Genomic DNA, 24477 nt, shown 5'->3' with positions numbered 1-24477 from the left:
TACCTGCCAATTTATCTTTCTGCTATTAAGAGCTGGTACTAATAGTAGTATATAGTATCAATTCTCTTCTTTCAAGATTAATCTAGTCTTTCTTTATCGAGCACACCTTGTCTTGTTAAAACTTCTCGGATCGATCGATATGTTTCATCTTTCCAAAACTCTTCTGATTGAACAAGTCTAGCCGCATCATTTCTAGCTGTTTCTAAAATTCGATAATCATGCACGAGGTCCGCTACTTTAAAGTTCGGAACACCACTTTGCTTATTTCCGAAAAAATCACCTGGCCCACGAAGCTCGAGGTCTTTTTCTGAAAGCTCGAACCCATTAGTCGTCTCTGTCATAATCCTCATCCGTTCTTGACCTTCTTCAGATTTCGGATCTGCGATAAGTACACAATAGGATTGTTCGCTGCCACGACCTACTCGTCCTCTTAACTGATGGAGTTGAGAAAGTCCGAATCTTTCAGCGTCATATATAACCATGATGGTAGCGTTCGGAACATTTACACCGACCTCTACAACCGTCGTAGACACAAGGATTTGGCAAACATTCGCTGCAAACTTTCTCATCACTTCATCTTTTTCAGTCGAATGCAGTCTTCCGTGCATCAGACCTACTTGATAATTATGAAAGTAAGCACTTAGCTGAGCATGAACATCTATAGCATTCTGCACATCTATCTTTTCTGATTCTTCGATTAATGGACAGATAACATAAGCTTGTCTGCCGGACTCAATTTCTTTTTTTATAAAATCAAGAACACGATTTAGCATACCGTGTTTTGCCCAATGTGTGATGATAGGTTTTCTTCCTGCAGGCATTACATCGATCGTAGAAACATCCATGTCACCAAACGCCGATATTGCAAGTGTTCGAGGAATAGGAGTCGCCGTCATAAAGAGAACATCCGGACTCTCACCTTTTTCCCTTAGCACTCTTCTTTGGTTAACACCAAACCGGTGCTGCTCGTCTGTGATCACTAGACCGAGACTATGAAAGTTCACTTCTTCTTGGATGAGGGCGTGTGTACCAACCATAATCTGAATCTCGCCTTGCTGTAAAAGCGCTAATGTTTCCCTACGCATTTTCCCTTTAACAGAAGAAGTTAAAAGAGCTACCGTTATTCCGAACGGAGCAAAAAGCTCTTTTAACGATTGAAAATGCTGTTCTGCAAGGATCTCTGTAGGTACCATCAACGCCCCTTGCATGTTAGCCGTAACCGCGGCATATAAAGCTACAGCTGCAACTACTGTTTTACCAGAGCCTACATCACCTTGAAGCAACCTGTTCATTCGGCTTGAACCTGATAGATCTCTTAATATTTCATCTACTACCCTCTGCTGCGCTTCCGTTAACTGAAACGGTAAAGAATGAATAAACGTGTCTATTTGGTTTCGATCAAACTGCAAAGCTGCTCCTTCAGATTGCTGTCTGTTCCATTTTCTAAAGATCTGCATCTTTAGTTGAAAATACAACAACTCTTCATATGCCAGCCTTCTTCTTCCTGCTTTTAATGCTTTGAAATTTTCAGGAAAATGCATCATCTTAAGCGCTGATTCTCGATCTGGAAGTCGATATGATTCTCGAATCTCTTCTGGAAGAGGATCCACGATTCCACCAGAAAACTGACGAAATGCGGAATCTATAATCTTACGCATCGTTTTGCCATACAGTGAGCCCTTTACTGAATAGACCGGTTCAATTTTATGATCGTCACTGAATGTTCCAAAATGAACATCACTAACGGTTAACGTCATTTTATTTCGATCCCATTTACCCGTCACCGTAAGCGTCTGACCTAAAGCGATCTGATTCTTAAGGAATGGGCGATTAAAGATCGTAGCTGTAATTAAGTATTTACCGATCAGCATCCTAAAAGTTAAACGTGATTTTTTCTTCGGAAAATAACGCAGAGAAGGTTCAGAATGAACCTTCCCTTCGATCGTTGCTTTTTCATCATGTGCAATTTCCGCGAGATCTTTCTTTTGGTAATCTTCATACCTATAAGGCAGATATTCTAAAAGATCTTCCACAGAATGAATACCCATGCTAGCGAGCTCTTCAGCTTTCTTCTCTCCAATACCATTTACTGTAGTTATGGATTGATTCAACATCTTTACTTCTCGTTTAGCGGGATGCCAAAGATTTTTGCTTCAAGCTCTCTTCCTGTTGGTGTAGCCGCTAAGCCTCCAAGTGCAGTTTCACGCAGTGCAGACGGCATTGAAAGACCAATCTTGTACATCGCATCGATCACTTCATCACACGGAATACGGCTAACGATCCCGGCAAGTGCCATATCCGCTGCTACGATAGCATTGCTTGCACCCATTGCGTTTCGTTTTACACAAGGAACTTCGACCAATCCCGCAACAGGATCACAAACGAGTCCTAGCATGTTCTTTAGTGCAATCGCCATCGCTTCGGCTGATTGCGAAGGAGACCCACCAGCAAGTTCGACGATCGCCGCTGCCGCCATTCCTGTAGCAGAGCCTACCTCAGCTTGGCATCCACCAGCGGCTCCAGAAATAGAGGCGTTGTTTGCTACAACAAAACCAAACGCACCTGCAGCAAACAGGTACTCGATCATTTGTTCTCGGGTAGGATTTAGTTTTTCTTTTAACGCAAACAGAGTGCCAGGAACGACTCCTGCAGATCCTGCGGTAGGTGTAGCACAGATCGTACCCATCGCCGCGTTCACTTCATTCGTTGCCATCGCTTTGCTTACAGCATCAAGCATCAGTTCGCCAGATAGAGACTTTCCAGATTTAATATAGTTTTGAAGAAGTTTTCCATCTCCGCCTGTTAGACCAGAATGAGATTTCACATCTTCAGTAATTCCGCGCAGGACAGCTTCTTCCATCACTCTTAAATTTCGATCCATGAATCCTAGAACTTCATCTCTCGAGCGTCCAGTAACATCCATTTCTTGCTGAATCATGATCTCTGAGATCTTACATTTTTTTGATTCCGCTAATTCTATTAATTCAGCTACATTACGAAACATACTTCTCACCTCTTAATCGTGTATCTTTACTACTTGTTGAACAATCGGGAGAGAATTTAGTTCGTTTATGATGATCTCATCTGCATTTTGATCGATCTCAATAACCATCAATGCTTCTTTCCCTTTTTCTTTTCTTGAAACTTCCATATGACCAATATTGATCTCATGTTTTGCTAATATGTTCGCCACTCCTGCTATCGCTCCATATTTATCATTATGAACGATTAATAAAGCCGGATGATTTCCAGATAATCGTAGCGCAAAACCGTTCAGTTCTGTAATCTCAATTTTCCCGCCACCGATCGAAATTCCAACTACTTCAATTTTATCGTCGTCATCCCCAATAATAACACGAGCTGTGTTTGGATGGTCCGTTATAGCATCCTCAGCAGTCATCGTGACCTCGATACCTTCTTGTTCCGCTATTGTAAGCGCATCCACAATTCGAGTATCAAACGTGTCATAATCCAGGATTCCACCAACAATCGCTACATCCGTTCCGTGACCTCGATAGGTTTTAGCAAAAGAGCCATAGAATGAGATGGTTGCGTATTTGGGTTTCCTGCCAAAAAGACTTCTCGCTACTCGTCCGATTCGTGCAGCGCCGGCTGTATGTGAACTAGAAGGTCCTATCATAATGGGACCGATAATATCAAATACACTTTTATATTTCATGACGTTCTCCTTCAAGTTGCGTTTTTTCCCAATAAAATAAGTATTCCCCCTTAACTTTATCACACTTTAAGTTTAAGAGAGAATACTTTTCATTTTTTACTCTACTGATAAGATGAATGAATAGATCGGCTGCTTACCGTTATGAATTTCAGCTTCCGCATCGGGATACTTTTCTTCAATAAATTCAGCAAGTTCCTGTGCCTCTTCCTCAGAGCTATCTTCACCATAAATGATCGTAACGATCTCTGAATCTTCATCGAGCATATTTGAGAGTAGTTCTTTCGTTACTTCTTGTTTGTCTGTCTTAGAAGTTAGAATTTTTCCTTCTGAGATTCCCATAAAGTCACCTTTAGCAATTTCAACACCATCGATAGATGTATCACGAACTGCATAAGTAACTTGGCCTGACTTAACAGAAGTAATGGCTTCGTTCATCTTCTTTTCGTTCTCTGCCATATCAGCAGAAGGATTGAAAGCTAATATAGAAGCGATACCTTGTGGCACTGTTTTTGTGCGGATGATCACAACTTCTTCATCAACAACACTTGCAGCTTGTTCAGATGCCATGATGATATTGCTGTTATTCGGAAGGATGAACACTTTCTCTGCGTTAACCTCAGAAATTGCTTTTACGATATCCTCAGTACTTGGGTTCATCGTTTGTCCACCTTGGATAACTGATGCACCCATTGATGAAAACATCTCTTCGATGCCTTCACCCATAGCAACTGTAACGATACCATATTCCTTTTTCTTCTCAGGAGTAGGAGTAGATTGTGAGTATGAAGGAATCACTTCATTCTCGCTCTCTAGAATCGCTGAGTGCTGCTCACGCATGTTTTCGATCTTGATGTTGATCAAGCTTCCGTAACGATGCGCAAGTGTTAGCATATTACCAGGTTGCTCTGTATGGATGTGAACTTTTACAACGTCCTCATCAGCTACAACAAGCAAAGAATCACCATGTTGACTTAACTCATTACGGAAGTTGATCTCATCGAATGGATTGTTTTTGATCTTTTTTTCTTCGAACCTTACCATAAATTCTGTACAATATCCGAAATGGATATCTTCCGTCTTCATGTGCATCTGTGCTTTATGATGCTCGGCGTTAACAAGTTCACCCATCGAAGGAGCGTTAACAGATACTTTCGGCAGCTCTTTGCCTTCAAGTACAGCTAAAAACCCTTCATAAACAGTGACTAACCCTTGTCCACCAGAATCAACAACGCCAACTTCTTTTAGAACCGGAAGTAGATCAGGAGTACGGTTTAAGGAAGCTTTCGATTCTTTAACAAGCTCTTTCATAATGTATAGAATATCGTCTGATTTTTTAGCTTCTTTTACTGCTTTTTTTGCAGCGTCTTTAGCTACAGTTAAAATCGTACCTTCTACTGGTTTCATAACTGCTTTATAAGCAGTTTCTACACCTTTATCAAATGCATTGGCAAATTCAGCAGCGTTAATCGTCTCTTTTCCTTCGATTGATTTAGAGAATCCTCTAAACAACTGTGAAAGAATAACACCAGAGTTTCCGCGCGCTCCCATTAATAAGCCTTTAGCAAAAGCACTGGCAACAGCGCCAATTTGACTAGACGTGTTTTTTTCTACTTCTTTTGCACCAGAAGTAATCGTTAAGTTCATGTTCGTTCCTGTATCACCATCTGGTACAGGGAAAACATTAAGTGCGTCGACCATTGCTGCATTCCGTGTTAAGTTTGAAGCACCCTCGAGTACCATTTTTGAAAACTTTTTTCCATCTAATACTTTTAAAGACACAAAACTTCCTCCTAACTAAGGGGTTGTCACCCTGACACCCTGAACGTAGATATTGACTGAGTCAACCGCCAAACCAAGCATTTGATCCAGGGTATATTTCACTTTGTTCTGAACGTTATGAGCCACTTCAGAAATCTTTGTTCCATAACTAACGATGATGTACATGTCAATATGTACTTCATCCTCTTCTTGTCGAACAACGATCCCTCGGGAGAAATTTTCACGTCCTAAAAGTTCAGTTATTCCATCCTTTAATTGCTTCCTTGATGCCATGCCAACAATTCCGTAACAATCAATTGCTGCTCCACCGGCTATAGTGGCAATTACTTCATTAGAAATATCAATTTGACCATAGGTTGTTTTCATTTCAATGGACATGCTTATATCCCCCTTTAATTTGTTAAATGGCTAACAAATATTTTACTATACATCAGCCTATTTTGAAAGGACTACTACATTTCACACTATGTAAATAGTATTGTCAAGGAAATTTACTTGAAAACCTTTTACGAATATGTTGCATTGCTACTGAAGTCATGCTAATATTATTTAGTATTTAACATACGATTGAATTGATGCAAAGCTTTTTTGCTGTAAAGGAGGTTCACCTACATGGCTCGTAAATGTTTTATTACTGGAAAAGGACCTAAAACTGGTAACAAGCGTTCTCACGCAATGAACAAATCAAAGAAAAGCTGGGGAGCTAACGTCCAAAAGGTTCGTATTCTTGTGGACGGAAAGCCTAAACGCGTATACGTATCTGCTCGTGCCCTTAAATCTGGCAAAGTTGAACGTGTATAAATAAAAACAGCAGCAACCGCTGCTGTTTTTTTCTTTGTCCAAAAAGCTCTTTTGGTGATCAAAATAGATTGAAATGGACAGTATTTTCTTTAAACTGGACAGTAAATCATCCAATCTTAAAATTATTTTCTTTTAAAAGACTCTTTCTAAATGATTGTTGCTTTTTGGGTATTTTCTTTTTCTCATCTTAGGCAAGTTGATTGGAGCGTAAGGTTGCCTGCCTGCAACATGAGGTGCTTCTCGCAAGGCATGCGACGAGGAAGTTCACTTCGTTAGCATAAACTTGTAGACGCAGGAGCAGAGAGACAAACTTGAAGCGGTCAGGTGGAGACTCCTAATGGCGCAAAGCGGCAGGAGGCTCACCGTTCGCCCCATGGAAAGCGTGCAACCTGGAGCGGAAATCAACTACTTTCACAGAAACCGACTATACACGAAACCAAATATTCAAAAAACAAACAAAAAAAGCGCACAAGCGCTTTTTTTGTTTGTTATCCTTTTTTGAAAGAACCTAAGACGGCACGTACGAAGCCTCCCAAAAATTTAGGAAGTTTAATGGTATAAAATTTCATCTTACCCCTCCTCCAGGCCCATAAAAAATGATAAGAGCTAAACAATAAATACTTTATTCCCCTTTTTATAAAAAGGTGCTTTGGGGCCTGTATTCCGTGATTTTTTAATCACGGCTCTTTACCATCAATATTATGCCGGAGTCAAAAGAATAAGTACCACTTTTATTTACAAGCTCATTGGAAACACATAACGATGAACCAGCCTGAAGTTTAGCTTGGTCTAACGGGTATTTAAATCCCTCTAAGGTGATGCCTGTCACTTCTTCACTTTGAGCCAGAAATGAGATATATGAGTATCTGTGATCTTGCTCAATTTCATAACATCCAGGTAGATGAAGTGAGATCTCATTCCTTGTATCCTTTATCCTTACATCTGCATGATTACTCCGACTTTTAAATAAAAGTTGGATGTTCATCAGTTCGTGATCTAACCTTCCACCAGTCGCACCGAATATGAGTATTTGTTCTGGATTCTGTTTCAACGCCCACTCTAGTGCAATCTCCATGTCAGTGGAATCTTTTTCTGATCGGTATTGATTCACTTTTATCGAAGAGTTCATTATACTTCTTCTCTCATCATCTGAAACAGAATCAAAATCACCAAATGCATACTGTGGAAAGATATCATTTCTCAATAAGAAGAGGGTTCCTCTATCGACACCGATCCAAATATGATCCGATGATAGATCATATGGCTTCAAATCAGGAATCAAATGCTCCGGACCTCCTGCAACTATGCTTATCTTCATGCTGCTTGATGGCGACCGTTATGAGCAGCGTGCAGTAGTTTAGGAGCTGTGTTTGTTAGTAGTATAACGACTAGAGCAGTAATCCCGAAAATAACGACCATGAACGATCCGTTGTATAAGAACGAATAGAGCCATATGTTCATCTCTTCTGCTAGATCACTAAAGAATATAACCCCTGATAATACATGTGAGATTGTTCTTAACAAGCAACCTACGAAAATGCCTATAACCATCAAGAACGTTCTCTTGCTGGCACCTTGAGTGATAGACGGTGCAAATGCCCCCGCAATGCCTGCTAGAGCGAACGCTAACGGATAGTCTAAAATCATCTGTGCTGGATGAATAACATAAGGGTTCACAAGAAGCTGAAGCAGTCCTACAGCTAAGCCTGTAAGCACCCCTGCCTTTAGCCCTCTTCTAAAAGCCATTAAAAAGATTGGAACCATCTCTAACGAAACAGAACCACCTTGTGGCCAAGGACCAGCAAATTTAATTAAGCCTAAAATCAATGATAAAGCTGACATGATAGCGATTTCTGTTAATAATGATATGTTGTTTGCTTTCATACTTGATAACCCCCTATTTTCTATGCTAACAGAAAAACAAAAAAAGCAACCGGCATGTGAGCTCGGTTGCTTTTTAGATATACATTCAAAAAGTCATACGACTCCACATCCCTACGCAGGTATGATCCAGCTTCAGGTTCAAAGGGTCGGGAGAACACTCCCCTCTCAGCCCTTTAAAGGACTCCCCCTGTGGTTGCTTATTTAATTTTCTTTAATCAATTATACACCACGAATGGCTTTTATTGCATCCTTTAAATCTTTCTTCCCATAAATGGCAGAACCAGCAACTAATACATTCGCACCAGCTTCCACACAAAGACGAGCTGTTTCTGGATTTACGCCGCCATCAACTTCAATCTCAACGTTCAATCCTTGTGTTTGTACGAGATCGGACACCTCTTTGATCTTGGGCACTACGCTCTCTATGAATGCTTGTCCACCAAACCCAGGATTAACAGTCATTAACAACACAAGGTCAACATCTTGTATTATGTGTTTGATAGAATCGACTGGTGTTGCTGGATTAATCACCACACCCGCTTTTACACCTTGTTGTTTAATATGTTGAACCGTTCGATGTAGATGAGGTGATGCTTCAACATGCACAGAAATAATATCAGCACCTGCTTTTGCAAATTCTTCAATGTATCGATCTGGATTTTCAATCATGAGATGTACATCTAACGGAAGTTTTGTAACAGGTCGGATCGCTTGAACAACAAGTGGTCCGATCGTGATGTTTGGTACGAAATGGCCATCCATCACATCAACATGAATATAATCCGCACCCGCTTCTTCTACAGCTTTTATATCATCGCCTAACCTTGAGAAGTCAGCCGACAGAATAGATGGAGCTATTTTAATCATCAGTACCTCCGTTTTTGATCTTTAATTTCTTGTAAAAAACTTACGTAATGGTCGTAGCGGAACTTTGGAACGACTCCGTCCTCTACCCCTTTTTTAACTGCACATTTCGGTTCAGACGTATGTGAGCACCCTCTAAATTTGCAATCGCCCCGAAGCTCGTCCATTTCTGGGAAGTACATCGATAAGTCTTCCGCTTCAATATTTAAGAAATCTAGCGAGCTGAACCCAGGCGTGTCTGCAACTAAGCCATTACCAAAGAGAATGAGTTCCACATGACGAGTCGTGTGCTTCCCTCGGCCTAAATGGCTTGAAATCTCATTTGTCTCAAGCATAAGCTCTGGATTGATCGCATTCAAAAGGGAAGATTTACCAACTCCAGACTGTCCTGCAAAAACGGTAACTTTATCTTTGAAAAGTGGATAGAACATTTCAAGACTATCATCTGTTTTCGTCGAAGTTGGAATGACTTCGTAACCTAATGTTTTGTACGCCTCTATATAATGGTTGATTTCCTCGATCTCTTCAGGTTTCTGAATAAGATCCATTTTTGAGATACAAATAACAGGTAAGATATCGTTCGCTTCAATATGAACAAGGAAGCGATCTAATAAAAGCGTGCTAAAATCCGGTTCAGTAGCTGAAAAAACTAGAATGGCTTGGTCTACGTTCGCGATAGGAGGACGAACTAGCTCGTTTTTGCGTTCCTTCACATCAAGAATGTATCCATCTGTAATGTTGCTTGACTCGTATTCTACCCAGTCCCCTACCAATGGATTTACTTTCTTTTTGCGAAAATTACCTCTTCCTCTGCATTGGAAAACTTCGGCCTTACCATTTTCCTTAACGTAATAAAAACCAGCGAGCGCTTTAACAATTCTTCCTTCAGGCATGCTTAATCACCATCGTCCCCTTCCTCATCATCATTATTATCATTACTCATTCTTGCGTTAGCACTTTTTGCATCATCATAATTTATCGTCTCAGATTCCTCTTCTTTTCCGTTGATATATACAACGTAAGAAGCAGAACCTCCCTCAGCGATCGTCAGAGGCAGCTGATATTTCTTTTTGTCTGTAATCTGTTCTTCAACAAAAACTTCATTTGAAGCGTTTTTATCGGAATATACAATCCTTACTGTAACTGGTTCTCTTCTGTCCTTCTTATCTAGCTTAACTTCGATATCCTTTGTCACTGTACGGTCTTCGGCGGGTGGTTCCTCTTCAGCAGGAGGCTCTTCTGACTCTTCTGGGCCATCAGAAAGAACGACAGAGATCGTTGCTCCTTTTTCTACTTGCGTAAAAGGAGATGGATTTTGCGAGATCACTCTTCCTTTTTCGACCGTATCAGAAAACTCTTTTGAAAATTCAACGGTAAGACCAGCATTCTCAGCAAACGTATTTACATCTTGTTCTGTCGCACCTATTAAGTTTTCAACTTGAACGGTTGGTGTTCCAGAACTAACTGTTAGTGTAACTTCAGTTTCTGCAGGTGTTACTTTTTCATCACGATCTGGACTTTGTTCGAGTACCGTACCTTCTGGCTCAGTGTCTGATTCTTCATAGTCGATATTGATCTGTGAGAAGCCATCTTCTTTCAAACGTTCTTTCGCATCTTCTATATTATAGCCTTCTACATCAGGCATATTTTCCTTTTCAGGTCCTTTTGATACGAATAACGTAACGATTGCTTGCTGTTTCACTTTTGTTCCTGGAGATGGATCCTGCCTTACTACAAGACCTTCTTCAATCTCTGGATCAAATACTTCCTGCCGTTTCACTTCAAGCCCTTCGGCTCTCAAGCTATCAAAAGCATCTACATATTCTTCTCCCGCTACATCTGGAACACTGACTTCTTCAACATAAAAGATAGAAGGCATCATCGTGAAAGCAGCTATTCCCGCACCGCCTAACAAAAGAAGAGATATAAGTAAAATAAGCCACCAGTTTCTTTTCTTCTTAGGTTTTTCGGGCTTTTTCGCTTTTTCTTTTTCTCTTTCTTCTTCTGCTTTCTTCACAGGTGTTTCGATTGGTGGCACGACTATAGGAGGAATGTACTTTGTTTTCTCATCTTCCTCGTTTTCTTCGTTCCACTTTTGTTCATACATACGGTCTGGATCTAACGCTGAACTCATATCCCTCAACAGTTCATCAGCACTGTCATATCTTTTTAAAGGATTTTTCGCCAACGACTTTAAAACAATATTCTCCACACTCTGTGGGATTTCAGGATTCAATCTTCGTGGTTCGATCACGTTTTCTTGGAGATGTTTTAACGCAACCGACACCGGCGAATCTCCAACGAACGGAACTCTCCCTGTAACCATTTCATAGAGTACTGCTCCGAAAGAATAGATATCAGATTTTGCATTCGCGATACCGCCTCTTGCTTGTTCAGGTGAAAAATAATGAACAGATCCAAGAATAGAGTTTGTATGCGTGATCGTTGCTGAAGTAATAGCGAGCGCAATTCCAAAGTCTGTTAACTTTGCTGTACCGTTATCAGTAATTAATATATTATGCGGTTTAATATCGCGATGAATGATTCCATGATCATGAGCGACCGCCATACCTGAAACGATCTGCTTCATAATATGCAGAGATTCTTCTACCGAGATTTTGCCATGTTCTTTTATGTATTGCTTTAGTGTTTTTCCCTGCACATATTCCATCACGATAAAATAGATCTCTTCATCTTCTCCAACATCATAGATACTCACAATGTTCGGATGGTTAAGACTCGTTGCTGATTCAGCTTCTCTTTTAAATCGTCTGATGAAATCTTCGTCCTTATTAAACTCAGATCGTAGAACCTTTACTGCTACATCTCTATCTAATATTAAATCTTTTGCTCTATAAACGATGGCCATTCCGCCGTCACCGATAACTTCTAAAAGCTTGTAGCGGCCACTGACTCTTTTTCCTATCATGTTATTGCTTCCCCTTTTGTTTCTGTGTCAGAACTGTTCTGTATAAGGATAGCAGTAATGTTATCTTCTCCACCGGCATCTTTTGCCCAAGTGATCAATCGTTCTACCTTCTCGGTAACGGATTCCATTTGATCTTCAAACACTTCTTGAAGACGTTTAGAAGATACTTTATCTGATAGACCGTCCGAACAAAGCAAAAGATAGTCACCATTGTGCCAAGTGATCGTATTAAACTCAGCTTCTACGGTTTCATCAGTACCGACAGCTTTCATGATCATGTTTCTTCTTGGATGAATCTCTGCCTCATCCTCTGTAATCTGACCAGATTTCACTAGTTCTTGGACTAGTGAATGATCATCCGTTACTCTTTTCAGTTCCCCATTCGAATACAGATAACATCGGCTGTCACCGATATGCGCGACTGTAATTTCATTATTCGTACCTAAAGCAGCCACAACCGTAGTTCCCATACCTCTAGTTTCAGGATTCTCCTGAGAAAAATCAAAGATATGTTTATTCGTATCTTTCAAAACGTTCTGGATCCATTCTTTCACGTTTTCCATGTTTTCTTCAAATTGAGACCATGCATCTTTCATCACTTTAAGGGCTTCTTGGCTAGCGATATCTCCTGCTTTATGTCCACCCATTCCATCTGCGATAACTGCAAGAAAGTGTTCACCCTTTGTGAACACTTCCCCGCTGTCTTCATTATGCTTCCTTACCATTCCAACGTCTGTTTGAAAGGCAATTTGCATCTTCCCGTCACCTCGTCTCTTCTTTACGTTCCTTCGCACGCAGCTGACCGCATGCAGCATCAATGTCATGTCCTTGTTCTCTTCTGATGGTGGCATTAATGCCTCTGGAGGTTAACGTCTCTAAGAACTTGAAAATTTGTGTTTTCGGTGTTCGGACATAGTCTCTTTCTGGTACATAGTTTACTGGGATAAGATTTACGTGACACTTAATATCTTTGATTAAGTCTGCTAGCTCGTTTGCGTGTTCTACGGAATCGTTAACTTTACCGAACAAACCATATTCAAACGTCACACGGCGTCCCGTCTTTTTAATGTAATAACGAATAGAATCCATCAATTCGTTTAACGGATACATTCTGTTTACTGGCATCAATCGGCTTCTTGTCTCTGTGTTCGCCGCATGCAGGGAGATTGCAAAATTGATCTGCATGCCCTCATCCGCAAACTTGTAGATGTAAGGTACAACACCACTCGTGGAGATCGTAATATGGCGAGCTCCGATATTAAGGCCTTGATCGTGATTGATAATCTTCAAAAACGACATGAGCCCTTCATAGTTATCAAAAGGCTCACCGATACCCATAACAACTACTGAACTTACTCTTTCTTCTGTTTCATCTAGCGCGCGTTGAACTTGAAGCACTTGAGCGACGATCTCACCAGCTAGAAGATTACGTTTAAGTCCGCCTAGTGTGGAAGCACAGAACGTACAACCTAAGCGGCATCCTACTTGAGTTGTTACACAAATACTATTTCCATATTCATGTCTCATAAGAACCGTTTCGATCGAATAACCGTCTTGAAGCTCGAATAAAAACTTAATCGTGCCGTCCGAAGACTCCTGACGTACGACTTCTTTTAATGGTTTGATATAAAAGTCTTTCTCGAGCTTTTCACGAAGACCTAAAGGAAGGTTCGTCATTTCCTCAAAAGAAGACACACGTTTTTTATACAGCCATTCAAAGATCTGTTTTCCTCTGAACTTTGGTTCTCTTATATCAGTAAGCCACGCTTCTAACTCATGAAGTTCTAAAGAAAAGATAGAAGGTTTAATATTTGGTTTTGTTTGTTTCTCTGTTAAAGGTTTAAGCATGTTTCTCACCACCTGTTGTCTTTTTTCTGTATGCTGCTATATAGAATCCGTCACTATTAAAATAATGAGGCATGATCTGAATATCTGATCTACCATCTATTATATAGGATTTTATGTTATTCGGCATTTTTTCCGCAAATTGGGAATCCCACTCAAATTCTGGATGGTTTGATAAGAACCAATCTGCAACGTTATCGTTTTCTTCTTTATCAACTGTACACGTACTGTATACGAGCAGTCCGCCATCTTTGACCATATCTGAAGCAGCATGCAAAATATCTCTTTGAATGTTCGTCAATCTTGTCACATCTTCTTCTGTTTTAGACCATTTCAGATCAGGCTTTTTGCGAATAACTCCGAAACCGCTGCAAGGCGCATCTACGAGAACTCTATCAAATGTTCCTGATTCAAACTGATCAGACACTTTTCGTGCATCTAACACGGATGCTTCAATATTTTCAAGTCCAAGACGTTCTGCTTGTCTTTTGATTAAGTCAATCTTATGAGAATGAAGGTCTAATGAAACTACCTTTCCTTCTCCTTGCATCAGTTCTGCCATATGTGTTGATTTCCCACCTGGTGCGGCGCAAGTATCAAGAATCGTTTCTCCAGAAACAGGATCAACAGCCCGTGCCACTAACATTGAACTTTCATCTTGGATCGTTACGAGACCTTGTTTATAAACATCAGTTGCTGGAAGATAGCCTTCTTTAACGATGATACCTTCAGGAGACAATTCTCCTTCTTCAGCGACAATTCCTTCTTCTAATAGAAGCTCCAAAACGTCTTTTCTATTGCTTTTCTTCGTGTTCACCCTTGCAGTCACAGGAGAAGCTAATAAGTTAGATTGTGCCATTTTCTCCGCATCTTCTTGTCCGAACTGATCTCTCCAGCGGTCAAACAACCATTGAGGCATACTGTATGAAAGAGCTTCTTTATCAGCACCTTCTCCTGCAATTTTATCCATAGCTTCTGTTCCTTCTCGCTGAAGTTTACGTAAGATACCATTTACTAGACCGGCAAGTCCTTGGTTTCCTCGTTCTTTCGTTATCTCTACAGCCTCATGAATGATCGCATGATCAGGAACTCTATCTAAATATAACATCTGAAAAATAGATAGCCTCAGTAAAGAAAGAACCCAACGGTCTTTTTTCTTGATCGGTTTGTTCAACAATTGATCCAAATAAAAATCAATCGTGTTTTTTCTTTGTATCGTTCCGTACACGATGTTTGTCAAGAGTGCTTTATCTACACTCTTCATATTCGAGTTCTGCAATGTTTGATTCAGTTGTAAATTACTATAAGCCTGGTTCTGTTCTATTTTAAGTAAAACGTCCAGGGCAATCGCTCTAATGTTGTTATCCAACTCTACTCACCTAATCTCAAGCCTTTTGAAACGCTTGCTCCTTTAAGATAATCACTTGCTAACATTCTCTTTTTTCCAGAGGGCTGCAAATCTGTAATGATAATGCTTGTTTTGTTTCCTGTTGCGACCTGAAGACCTTTTTCGTGAACACCGATTACAGTCCCAGGCTCACCATCAGTACTTGTTTCTTTCTTTTCACCCCACCATACTTTAAGTGGCTGTCCGTTCAAATACGTATAAGCAACCGGCCATGGGTGTAGCCCACGAATGTGGTTATAAATTTCTTCACCTGACAATGTCCAATCGATCTTCTCTTGATCTCGCGTGATGTTCCATGCAAATGTAACTTCCTCAGCCACTTGTGGCACAGGGGTTAGTTTTCCTTCAACTAGTTGAGGAATGGTTTCAGACAATAACTTTGCACCGGCTGCACTCAACTTATCGTGCATCGAACCAACATGATCATTTTCTTCGATTTCAACTTCAACTTGGGTAAGTATATCACCTGCATCTAATTTTTCAACCATATACATGATCGTGATCCCGGTCTTGGCGTTTCCGTCCATGATACTTTTATGGATTGGAGCACCTCCACGATACTTCGGAAGCAATGATGCATGAACATTGATACATCCATGCTGAGGTGTTTCAAGAATCGCTTTTGGTAAAATCTGTCCATAGGCTGCTGTGACAATTAAGTCTGGTTGAAGAGCGATGATGTCTTCATAGTCTTCTCGCAGTTTAATAGGCTGATACACAGAAATTCCATGTTTTAAAGCTTCCTCTTTAACTGGAGTCTGCTTGATCTCTTTTTTTCTGCCAACTGGCTTGTCAGGTTGTGTGACAACACCAACGACATCGTTGCCATCTTCAACGAGCTGACGAAGAACGGGTACGGAAAAATCAGGTGTTCCCATAAATAATACTTTCATGTTTATCCCTCCAGTTCTTCCGTCTCGTAATATTCGATTACTTTTGATGTGAACAAGATACCATGCAGATGATCGATTTCATGTTGGATGGCACGAGCAAGAAAATCACTTGCTTTTAATGTAAACTCTTTTCCGTTTACGTCGTAAGCTGTAACGATAACTTCAAAAGGACGTTCAACTTCACCAAATAATCCCGGGAAACTTAAACAGCCTTCTGGCCCACTTTGGCTCCCAGAAGCTTTTTTTATAACCGGGTTGATCAGAACTAGCTGACCTGTGTCATCACCGATATCTACAACTGCGATCTGTTCTGCAATGCCAACCTGAGGTGCAGCGAGTCCAACTCCTTCTGCCTCATACATCGTCTCGAACATATCTTTAACTAACGTTTTTAAATTTTTATCGAATGTTTTAACTGGTTCACATTCTGTTTCTAACACTGGATGTGGATGTTCTACAATTTTAAGAATGGTCATTTTGTATCTCCTTAACTAGCTACATAAGTGTTTGGGCGTTTAAATCACCCGTTATCTGAAGATCTTTATTCTCTTTATCGTTTTGGAAATGAGCAATAATCTCTTCAAACCAGGTTCTTAGCTCCGGCTCATTTTTGTATTTTATCATGACCTGATAGCGATATCTATCCTTCACACGTGCAATGGGTGAAGTTACAGGTCCAAGAAGCAGACTATCCGGTGATAACCTCTTCGATAGGTAGGTTGCTGCTTTCTCGCTCGCTTCAACCACTTGCATGAGATCGAGATGACTGAACGTTAACAAACCTAAATAATAAAAGGGTGGATATTGGTGAAGTTTTCGCGTTTGCATCTCTTGATTGTAAAAGGAGTGAAAATCGTGCTTGGATGCTAATTGAATGCTGTAATGCTGAGTATCGTATCCTTGTACAATAACCTTTCCCTCAAGTTCGTGTCTGCCTGCACGGCCACTCACTTGTGTGAGAAGCTGGAAGGTTTTTTCTGAAGCTCTAAAGTCTGGCAGATGAAGCATCGTATCAGCAGCCAAAACACCTACCAATGTTACTTTAGGAAAATCCAGCCCTTTTGCGATCATCTGTGTACCGAGCAGGATATCAGCTTCACCGTTTTCAAATGCCGTTAAGAGCTTTTCGTGACTGCCTTTTTTTGAAGTCGTATCAACGTCCATACGAATCACACGTGCTTCAGGAAGAACTTTAGCAAGTTCTTCTTCAACTTTCTGTGTACCAGTTCCAAAAAAACGGATATGTTCGGAAGTACAACTCGGACAAACAGAAGGTGTACTCTCTTTATAACCGCAATAGTGGCATTTTAATTCACCAAAACGCTTATGGTAGGTTAAAGAAATGTCACAGTGAGGACATTGTGCTACATAGCCACAATCTCTGCAAAGAATAAAAGAAGCATAGCCTCTTCTGTTCAAGAACAATACCGACTGTTCTCCTTTTTGAAGTCCGTTCTTCAGCTTGTCCATCAGAGCAAGGGAAAACATAGAGCGGTTCCCGTTCTTCAGTTCCTCTCTCATATCTACTATGGTGACTTCTGGCATCGGATTAGCATGTACGCGGTTAGCTAGCTCTGCTAATTGATACCTTCCTTTTTGCGCTCTTGCATATGTCTCAAGTGCCGGTGTCGCACTTCCAAGGACGATTGGACACGAATGATAGTTTCCTCTCCATATCGCCACATCTCGTGCATGATAGCGCGGGTGATCTTCTTGTTTATAACTTGTTTCGTGCTCCTCATCTATAATGACGATTCCTAAGTTTTGGAACGGAGCGAAGATCGCGGAACGCGCTCCTACAACGACCGAAACTTCTTTTCTAAGAATCTTTCGCCATTCATCATATTTTTCTCCTATCGATAATCCACTATGAAGTACCGCAACTGCACTACCGAAACGACCTTTAAAGCGGTTTACCATCTGCGGGGTGAGCGAGATCTCAGGTACGAGTACGATAGCTTCTTTTCCTTTATCCAATACATTTTGGATGGACTGCAGATAGATCTCTGTTTTCCCGCTTCCTGTGACACCATGGAGAAGTACCGTTTCGTGTATATTGTTCTCGATAGAATGCAGAATCGGTTTGATCGCACTTTCTTGATTTTCTGTTAATGCAAGAGGCTGTGTTCGTTTCATCGTACGACCTTGGAACGGATCACGATAGATCTCTTTTTCTTCTATAAGTAGAATACCTTTTTTAGATAGTGTTTGTGCTGTTGAGAGAGTAGCTCCTGTTTCTTTTAAAATTTCCTGCAACACGTATTCTCCATCTGGCCGATGTAAGAGTTCTAGAAGAATCGCCTTTTGTTTCTCAGCATTCTTATTTAAATTTCGAATCAGTTCTTCTGCTAAAGCCCGGTCTGTAACAGAAACGAATTTTTGCTTCTTTTTATTCGCTTTATTTTTCACTTTATAAACAACATCTAGAATTCCTTCTTTGGCCAAAGACTGCAAGAGTGGTAACAGATCAGAATTTGATTTTGTCACATCACTTACTTGAATCTCGTTGTTGACTGAAAGAAGGGGACGTATCGAATCAGGTAGTTTATCAGATCTCATCACTTGAAATGACTTTTCATAAGTAGCTTTCATTGCAGCTGGCAACATGGCTTGATAAGCCGTAATGTAAAAACTAAGTGTATTCTCAGCCAGCCACCTTCCTAACTCGATCAGTTCGGACGTTAACACAGGCAATGGGTCCAGAATCTCCGTTATATTTTTCATTCCTTTTACCGTAGAAGTTGATTTTATCTCTAAGATAAAACCTTGAAGCTTTCTCGGCCCAAACGGAACGATAACACGCATCCCAGGTTCAGCCCAACCTTCCCAAACTGCTGGAATTTTATAGTCAAAAGTTTTGTTTACACTTCCTGAAGGAACATCAACTACGACTGCCGCGATCATCTTTTCATCAATTCCATAACTTCTACTAATATTTCATGTGCTGCATCTTCCTTTGACAGAATCGGCAGTACCTTCTTAGTTCCATCTTTTTTTATCATCATGATCTCGTTCGTGTCGCTCCCAAAACCTGATCCTTCTTTTGATACATCATTCCCTACAACCATATCTAGGTTTTTTCGAATCATCTTATCTTTTGCGTAGTTCTCAAGATTTTCTGTCTCTGCCGCAAATCCAACTAAAACTTGATGTTCTTTTTTCTCACCAAGAGACTGCAGGATATCAATCGTCTTTTTCATCTCGATCGTCCAAAGATCGTTTTTCTTCTTAAATTTCTTTGAATGAACCGTGACGGGTGTATAATCTGCAACCGCTGCACATTTAATAACAACATCTTGTTCATGAAAACGAGACATTGTTGCTTCAAACATATCTTTAGTGGAAACGATTTTTTCAATAGTAATGCCTTGAGGTTCTGGTAATGCGGTTGGTCCTGTAACAAGAGTCACATCTGCACCTAGTTTCTTTGCAACTGATGCAATCGCATATCCCATCTTGCCTGAAGAGTGGTTTGTAAAGTAACGAACAGGATCCAGTTCCTCTCTAGTTGGACCAGCTGTTACAAGTATTTTCTTCCCAGCTAACGGCTTATCTCCATCCTGATTCTCATTAAAATAAGCATGAACAGATTCTATCAATTCTTCAGGTTCAGCAAGTCTTCCTTTACCGATCCATCCACATGCTAAAAGTCCTTCGTTCGGTTCTATGAAACGCCAACCGAATGAAGCTAACGTTTCCATGTTCTTCTTAACTGCAGGATGATTGAACATATTTACATTCATTGCAGGTGCGATCAGTACGTCAGCTTTTGTAGCGAGCAGTGTTGTTGTGAGCATGTCATCTGCAATTCCGTTAGCAAGTTTGCCGATAGAGTTTGCAGTCGCCGGTGCGATCAAAACAAGATCCGCCCAGTCTGCAAGGTCAATATGACTAACAACTGCAGGATTTTTTTCTTCAAACGTATCTGTATAAACTTCTTCTCTTGTCAGCGTTTGAAAGGTAAGTGGTGTGATGAACTTTTGTGCAGAATGAGTCAGGATCACTTTTACTTCGAATCCGTTTTGATATAATCTGCTTGCTACTGTTGCCGCCTTATATGCAGCTATTCCGCCTGAAACAGCAAGCAATATTCTCTTCTTTTCCATAATAAACCCCTTCCGCCGCTCTTGACTTATACATGCTAACTCTATTTTACAGCATTTATATGTATTAAAAAATCGATTGAAATCTATTCAAAACAAAAAAATAACAACCTTTAGTCAAGGTTGTATATTTTTTCGCTGTTCTATTAATCTTCTGGTGTTTCTCCGACTTTCATTAGTACACCGGATTGAATTTCTTCAAGTGCTTTACCGACAAACTTGTGTGATACAGGTTTTGCGATCTGCTGATTATCATATTGTTGAATTTCTCTAGCGCGCTTTGAGCTAAGAGTAACTAGTGAGTATTTTGAATCAATCTTTTCCATAAGAGAATCGATGGATGGATATAGCATTATTGGTCATCTCCTAAAATTTTTTCGTATTTTGGACGAACTCGATCCACGCGGCAATGCTCCGTGGTAATGATTGCTTTGATTCGATTGCAAGCAGCTTCGATCTCATCATTCACTACAGAATAATCATAATGTCTCATGAGTTCAATTTCTTCCTTGGCTACGGACATGCGGTTGTTGATCAAATCTTCTGTCTCTGTACCGCGTCCAACAATACGACTTCTTAATTCGTCCAGACTTGGCGGTGTTAAAAAGATGAAAACACCTTCTGGAAATATGTTTTTCACTTGAAGTGCACCTTGTACTTCGATCTCTAGAATAACATCTTTTCCTTCGTCAAGCGTACTATTCACATATTCAATCGGTGTCCCATAATAGTTGCCAACATATTCTGCCCATTCGAGCAGCTGTTTATTTTCAATCATATTAAGGAACTCTTCTTTTGTTTTAAAGAAGTATTCTACCCCATGCCGTTCGCCTTCACGCGGCTTTCTTGTCGTTGCTGAAACGGAATATTGAATGTCCAGCTTTTGTTCACGAAGCGCTTTACACACAGTTCCTTTTCCAACACCTGACGGACCGGAAAGAACAAACAGAATGCCTCTTTCTTTTTCCATAAAAACCTCCACAACCTAACTTTCTTCTGAGCCCTCATCAACCGACATCAGTCTGTGAGCTACTGTTTCAGGCTGAACAGCTGACAAGATAACATGATCACTGTCAGTCACAACAACCGCTCGCGTTCTGCGGCCATATGTAGCATCAATCAGCATGTTTTTCTCTCGTGCTACCGTGATTAATCGTTTTATCGGTGCAGATTCAGGACTGACTACCGCAATAATTCGGTGAGCAGCAACAATATTTCCGTACCCAATATTAATTAATTTCATCTCTAAACGCCCCTAACCTGCTACTATTCTAGCCAAATGGAATAACGGGTCATACGCTAATTGTACGATATTGTGAAAAACTGTACACATGTTCTTATATTTTAGCACATAAATCCTGAAATCTAAACTAATTTCCCTATTTTTAAGGAAATAGCGTAAAAAAGTTGCTAGCGAGATCTTCGACCATGTTCAGCTTTGAATTTTGGGCAGAGGTTTAGAATTGCTCATAAAAGTCTAGAACGTTCGTCAAGCGTGTTTCACAGTCGCTGGACGAGCGCATATACCTCTTGTCTTGCTAAAAATAATAGAAGCTGGTACCCAAACATACGGGAACCAGCTTTATTTGTTTATCTTGCCTCTTTTTTAAATAACTGAAAGCCTGCTAGAGCAAATGTTGGAATAGAAGCCATGCCAAGAACGAGCAGCCATTGTCTCATGGAGAGCGGCACCGTATGGAAAATATTTTGCAATGGTTCTACGTACATGACCACTAGCAATAACAGAATAGATGAAATAACAGCCAGGACTAGGTAACCATTCTGAAACGGATTTCTATGGAAAACAGAGCGCTCACTTCTGCAATCAAACACGTGGATCAACTGTGCCATAACAAGTGTTGCAAAAGCTACGGATTGCGCGACGATCAGTTGATCTGGATTTTCTTTTAAGGTAACCCAGAAAGCAAGTATTGTCGCCCCACCGATCAAGAATCCCCTTGAAACGATCTTCCATCCTAGCCCTCTGGAGAACACTCCTTCTTTCGCTTGCCTTGGTTTTCTTCTCATAACGTCTTCTTCTGCCTGGTCAACACCTAATGCCATTGCAGGCAAACCATCTGTCACTAAGTTCACCCAAAGAATCTGAATCGGAACTAATGGAAGGGGTAGACCCATGATCATCGCAAAAAGCATAACTAAGATCTCACCTACATTGGATGCTAGAAGATAACGAATAAACTTTCTAATATTTTCATAGATGTTTCTTCCTTCTTCAATCGCTGAACGAATCGTAGCAAAGTTGTCATCACCAAGCACAAGAGAGGAAGCTTCCTTCGCAACGTCTGTTCCTGTTATCCCCATCGCAATACCAATATTTGCTGACTTAATGGCTGGCGCGTCATTTACTCCGTCACCTGTCATCGCAACAACATGGCCTCTTCGCTGAAGAGACTTTACGATTTTCAACTTGTGCTCTGGAGAAACTCGCGCGTATACGTACACATCTTCTGAAACTTTGTCCAATTCATCGTCACTTAATTGAGCGAGCTCAGCACCTTCCATCACTCTTCCACCGTTAGGTAACATGTTTAGTTTTTTTGCGATACTTGCTGCAGTTACAACATGGTCTCCCGTAATCATTACGGTTTTGATACCAGCAGTCTGACAATCTCTGATACTTTCTTCAACTTCAGGACGAGGTGGATCCATCATTCCCTGTAATCCAATAAACGTTAGACTTCTTTCTGCAAAAGAAGCTTGTGAGTAGTGCTCTCCTTCTTTTAAAGGACGAATCGCAACCGCAATGGTCCGCAGTGCTTGACTGCCGAGTGCATAGATGGCTTCTTTTATTCTTTCTTTATGTGCTTGTTTGATCAATTGTTTTTTATCATCCCACACAATATAATCACTTTTCTCGAGTAATACGTCTGGTGCTCCTTTTACTACTAGCATGTGATTTCCTTCAGTATCGCGTACAACAACACTCATCATTTTACGGGTAGAGTCAAAAGGAAACTCATGCTGAATCGTAAATTGTTCCCTTAATGATTCTTTCGTGATTCCCGCTTTGTAAGCACTGACTAATAACGCCGTTTCTGTTGGATCACCAACTTCTAACAAAGTGCCCTTCTTGCCTTCTTCTATCGTGGCATTGTTACAAAGTGCCGCATATGCCAAAACTTCTGTGAGCTTATCTTCTCTCTTATTGTTTTCTTGAATCCCGCCGCCTACGATTTCAAAACCCTCTTCATTAACACTCCACTGTCTGCCTTGAGACCAAACCCGTGTAACCGTCATCTTATTTTGAGTAAGTGTTCCCGTTTTATCAGAACAGATGACCGTTGCACAGCCTAATGTTTCAACAGACGGTAACTTTCTTACGATCGCTCGTTTTCGAATCATTTTTTGAACACCTAGCGCGAGTGCAATCGTAACGATCGCTGGAAGTCCTTCTGGAATGGCCGCAACAGCTAAAGACACACCTGCTAAAATCATGCTGTAGAGGTCATGTCCTTGCATAACACCTGCTAAAACTACTAAGACAGTTAAAAGCAACGCAAGAGCGATCAAAATTTTCCCAAGCTGTTCAAGTTTCATCTGAAGAGGTGTTGCAATGTTTTCAGCAGTTTGAATGAGATGTGCGATCTTGCCCATCTCCGTTTTCATGCCTGTCCCTACGACGATACCTTGTCCGGTTCCTCTTGTGACCATTGTGCCCATGAACGCCATGTTCTCCTGATCACCAAGGTTTAGGTCTTCAGCAGAAATCAGGTTGTTATGTTTTTGGGCAGGAACAGATTCTCCTGTGAGTGCTGATTCCTCGATCTGCAATCCTGATGTTTTTAAAAGTCTAATATCTGCTCCTACTCGATCGCCACTTTTAACTTTTATAACATCACCCGTTACGACATCTTTCGCAGCAATAGAAACCCACTTGCCTTCTCTTAAAACCTGGGCACTGGGAGCAGATAATTCTTTTAGTGACGCTAAGGATTTCTCTGCTTTTCTCTCTTGGATAAACCCAAGAACTCCGTTCATCACTACGATTAAAATGATTGCGATCGCGTCTAGATATTCTCCTAAGAAACCGGATAACAAAGTAGCCGCTAAGAGGACAAGGACCATAAAGTCTTTAAATTGTGCAAGGAACATTAAAATGGCAGACTGCTTCTTTCCTTCTTCAAGTTGGTTCGGTCCATCTAACTTTAACCTTCGTTCTTGCTCGCTTTTTGAGAGCCCACTCTCCATCCTGCTGTTAAGAATGGATTCAATTTCGTCTTGCGGCAGCTGGTACCAATTCATAGCTTCCACCTCTGATAAGATTAGTTAAT

At 40.7% G+C, this 24477-nt stretch carries 23 protein-coding genes and 1 riboswitch; of the genes, 1 reads left to right on the top strand and 22 read right to left on the bottom strand.

The features are described from left to right. Positions 1-77 precede the first annotated feature (77 nt). From recG to IHV10_RS05630, 5 genes are all read right to left on the bottom strand, one after another. On the bottom strand, positions 78-2114 hold the full coding sequence (gene recG, locus IHV10_RS05650; RefSeq protein ID WP_197127694.1) for an ATP-dependent DNA helicase RecG: 2037 nt from the start codon (positions 2112-2114) through the stop codon (positions 78-80). A 2-nt stretch (positions 2115-2116) separates the two neighbouring features. Next, complete coding sequence (gene sdaAA / locus IHV10_RS05645; RefSeq protein WP_197127693.1) at positions 2117-3004, bottom strand: L-serine ammonia-lyase, iron-sulfur-dependent, subunit alpha; 888 nt, start codon at positions 3002-3004, stop codon at positions 2117-2119. A 12-nt stretch (positions 3005-3016) separates the two neighbouring features. Next, entirely contained in the window at positions 3017-3679 is a 663-nt protein-coding gene (gene sdaAB / locus IHV10_RS05640) for an L-serine ammonia-lyase, iron-sulfur-dependent subunit beta (RefSeq protein WP_197127692.1), read from the bottom strand. A gap of 96 nt (positions 3680-3775) precedes the next feature. Further along, a complete protein-coding gene (locus IHV10_RS05635) occupies positions 3776-5458 on the bottom strand; it encodes a DAK2 domain-containing protein (RefSeq protein WP_197127691.1) in 1683 nt (560 codons plus the stop codon). Between the two features lie 15 nt (positions 5459-5473). After that, positions 5474-5836, bottom strand: coding sequence for an Asp23/Gls24 family envelope stress response protein (locus IHV10_RS05630; protein WP_066240675.1), 363 nt, complete (start codon positions 5834-5836; stop codon positions 5474-5476). Between the two features lie 234 nt (positions 5837-6070). Between IHV10_RS05630 and rpmB the strand changes: the two genes are divergently transcribed. After that, positions 6071-6259: a 50S ribosomal protein L28 gene (gene rpmB / locus IHV10_RS05625; RefSeq protein WP_066240673.1), complete on the top strand. Its 189-nt coding sequence runs from the start codon at positions 6071-6073 to the stop codon at positions 6257-6259. 488 nt (positions 6260-6747) lie between these two features. On the opposite strand, the gene spoVM is transcribed toward rpmB, so the two are convergent. The 17 genes from spoVM to IHV10_RS05540 all read right to left on the bottom strand — a co-directional run bounded on the left by spoVM (position 6748) and on the right by IHV10_RS05540 (position 24448). Further along, complete coding sequence (gene spoVM, locus IHV10_RS05620) at positions 6748-6828, bottom strand: stage V sporulation protein SpoVM (RefSeq protein WP_007202502.1); 81 nt, start codon at positions 6826-6828, stop codon at positions 6748-6750. A 104-nt stretch (positions 6829-6932) separates the two neighbouring features. After that, complete coding sequence (locus IHV10_RS05615) at positions 6933-7577, bottom strand: thiamine diphosphokinase (RefSeq protein ID WP_197127690.1); 645 nt, start codon at positions 7575-7577, stop codon at positions 6933-6935. Continuing rightward, positions 7574-8143: an energy-coupled thiamine transporter ThiT gene (gene thiT / locus IHV10_RS05610; protein ID WP_197127689.1), complete on the bottom strand. Its 570-nt coding sequence runs from the start codon at positions 8141-8143 to the stop codon at positions 7574-7576. The genes IHV10_RS05615 and thiT overlap by 4 nt, the downstream gene beginning before the upstream one ends. 91 nt (positions 8144-8234) lie before the next feature. Continuing rightward, positions 8235-8341: riboswitch (TPP riboswitch) on the bottom strand. A 21-nt stretch (positions 8342-8362) separates the two neighbouring features. Continuing rightward, positions 8363-9010 (bottom strand): ribulose-phosphate 3-epimerase, encoded by a 648-nt coding sequence (rpe, locus tag IHV10_RS05605; RefSeq protein ID WP_197127688.1) that lies wholly within the window; start codon positions 9008-9010, stop codon positions 8363-8365. After that, on the bottom strand, positions 9010-9900 hold the full coding sequence (gene rsgA / locus IHV10_RS05600; RefSeq protein ID WP_197127687.1) for a ribosome small subunit-dependent GTPase A: 891 nt from the start codon (positions 9898-9900) through the stop codon (positions 9010-9012). The genes rpe and rsgA overlap by 1 nt, the downstream gene beginning before the upstream one ends. Before the next feature lie 2 nt (positions 9901-9902). After that, positions 9903-11936, bottom strand: coding sequence for a Stk1 family PASTA domain-containing Ser/Thr kinase (pknB, locus tag IHV10_RS05595; RefSeq protein WP_197127686.1), 2034 nt, complete (start codon positions 11934-11936; stop codon positions 9903-9905). Next, positions 11933-12691 carry a Stp1/IreP family PP2C-type Ser/Thr phosphatase gene (locus tag IHV10_RS05590; protein ID WP_231619422.1) on the bottom strand — a complete coding sequence of 253 codons (759 nt, stop codon included), beginning with the start codon at positions 12689-12691 and terminating at the stop codon, positions 11933-11935. Before IHV10_RS05590 ends, pknB begins: the two co-directional genes overlap by 4 nt. Positions 12692-12698: 7 nt before the next feature. After that, a complete protein-coding gene (gene rlmN / locus IHV10_RS05585; RefSeq protein WP_197127684.1) occupies positions 12699-13784 on the bottom strand; it encodes a 23S rRNA (adenine(2503)-C(2))-methyltransferase RlmN in 1086 nt (361 codons plus the stop codon). Next, positions 13777-15150 carry a 16S rRNA (cytosine(967)-C(5))-methyltransferase RsmB gene (rsmB, locus tag IHV10_RS05580; RefSeq protein ID WP_197127683.1) on the bottom strand — a complete coding sequence of 458 codons (1374 nt, stop codon included), beginning with the start codon at positions 15148-15150 and terminating at the stop codon, positions 13777-13779. Before rsmB ends, rlmN begins: the two co-directional genes overlap by 8 nt. 2 nt (positions 15151-15152) lie before the next feature. After that, entirely contained in the window at positions 15153-16082 is a 930-nt protein-coding gene (gene fmt, locus IHV10_RS05575; RefSeq protein ID WP_197127682.1) for a methionyl-tRNA formyltransferase, read from the bottom strand. 2 nt (positions 16083-16084) lie between these two features. Then, positions 16085-16558 (bottom strand): peptide deformylase, encoded by a 474-nt coding sequence (gene def / locus IHV10_RS05570; RefSeq protein WP_197127681.1) that lies wholly within the window; start codon positions 16556-16558, stop codon positions 16085-16087. Between the two features lie 19 nt (positions 16559-16577). After that, complete coding sequence (gene priA / locus IHV10_RS05565) at positions 16578-18986, bottom strand: primosomal protein N' (protein WP_197127680.1); 2409 nt, start codon at positions 18984-18986, stop codon at positions 16578-16580. After that, complete coding sequence (gene coaBC, locus IHV10_RS05560) at positions 18983-20191, bottom strand: bifunctional phosphopantothenoylcysteine decarboxylase/phosphopantothenate--cysteine ligase CoaBC (protein ID WP_197128216.1); 1209 nt, start codon at positions 20189-20191, stop codon at positions 18983-18985. Before coaBC ends, priA begins: the two co-directional genes overlap by 4 nt. Positions 20192-20331: 140 nt before the next feature. Next, entirely contained in the window at positions 20332-20538 is a 207-nt protein-coding gene (gene rpoZ / locus IHV10_RS05555) for a DNA-directed RNA polymerase subunit omega (protein ID WP_197127679.1), read from the bottom strand. Next, the gene (gene gmk / locus IHV10_RS05550) at positions 20538-21155 is read right to left on the bottom strand and encodes a guanylate kinase (protein WP_197127678.1); all 618 of its coding nucleotides are present in this window, start codon (positions 21153-21155) and stop codon (positions 20538-20540) included. Before gmk ends, rpoZ begins: the two co-directional genes overlap by 1 nt. A gap of 15 nt (positions 21156-21170) precedes the next feature. Beyond that, positions 21171-21428, bottom strand: coding sequence for an extracellular matrix/biofilm regulator RemA (gene remA, locus IHV10_RS05545; RefSeq protein WP_066240628.1), 258 nt, complete (start codon positions 21426-21428; stop codon positions 21171-21173). A 347-nt stretch (positions 21429-21775) separates the two neighbouring features. Then, on the bottom strand, positions 21776-24448 hold the full coding sequence (locus tag IHV10_RS05540; protein ID WP_197127677.1) for a calcium-translocating P-type ATPase, SERCA-type: 2673 nt from the start codon (positions 24446-24448) through the stop codon (positions 21776-21778). Positions 24449-24477: the final 29 nt, after the last annotated feature.

This window comes from Fictibacillus sp. 5RED26 (genome assembly GCF_015903895.1).
GTDB classification, from domain to species: Bacteria; Bacillota; Bacilli; order Bacillales; family Fictibacillaceae; genus Fictibacillus; species Fictibacillus phosphorivorans.
This window is presented reverse-complemented; position numbering and strand designations above follow the sequence as displayed.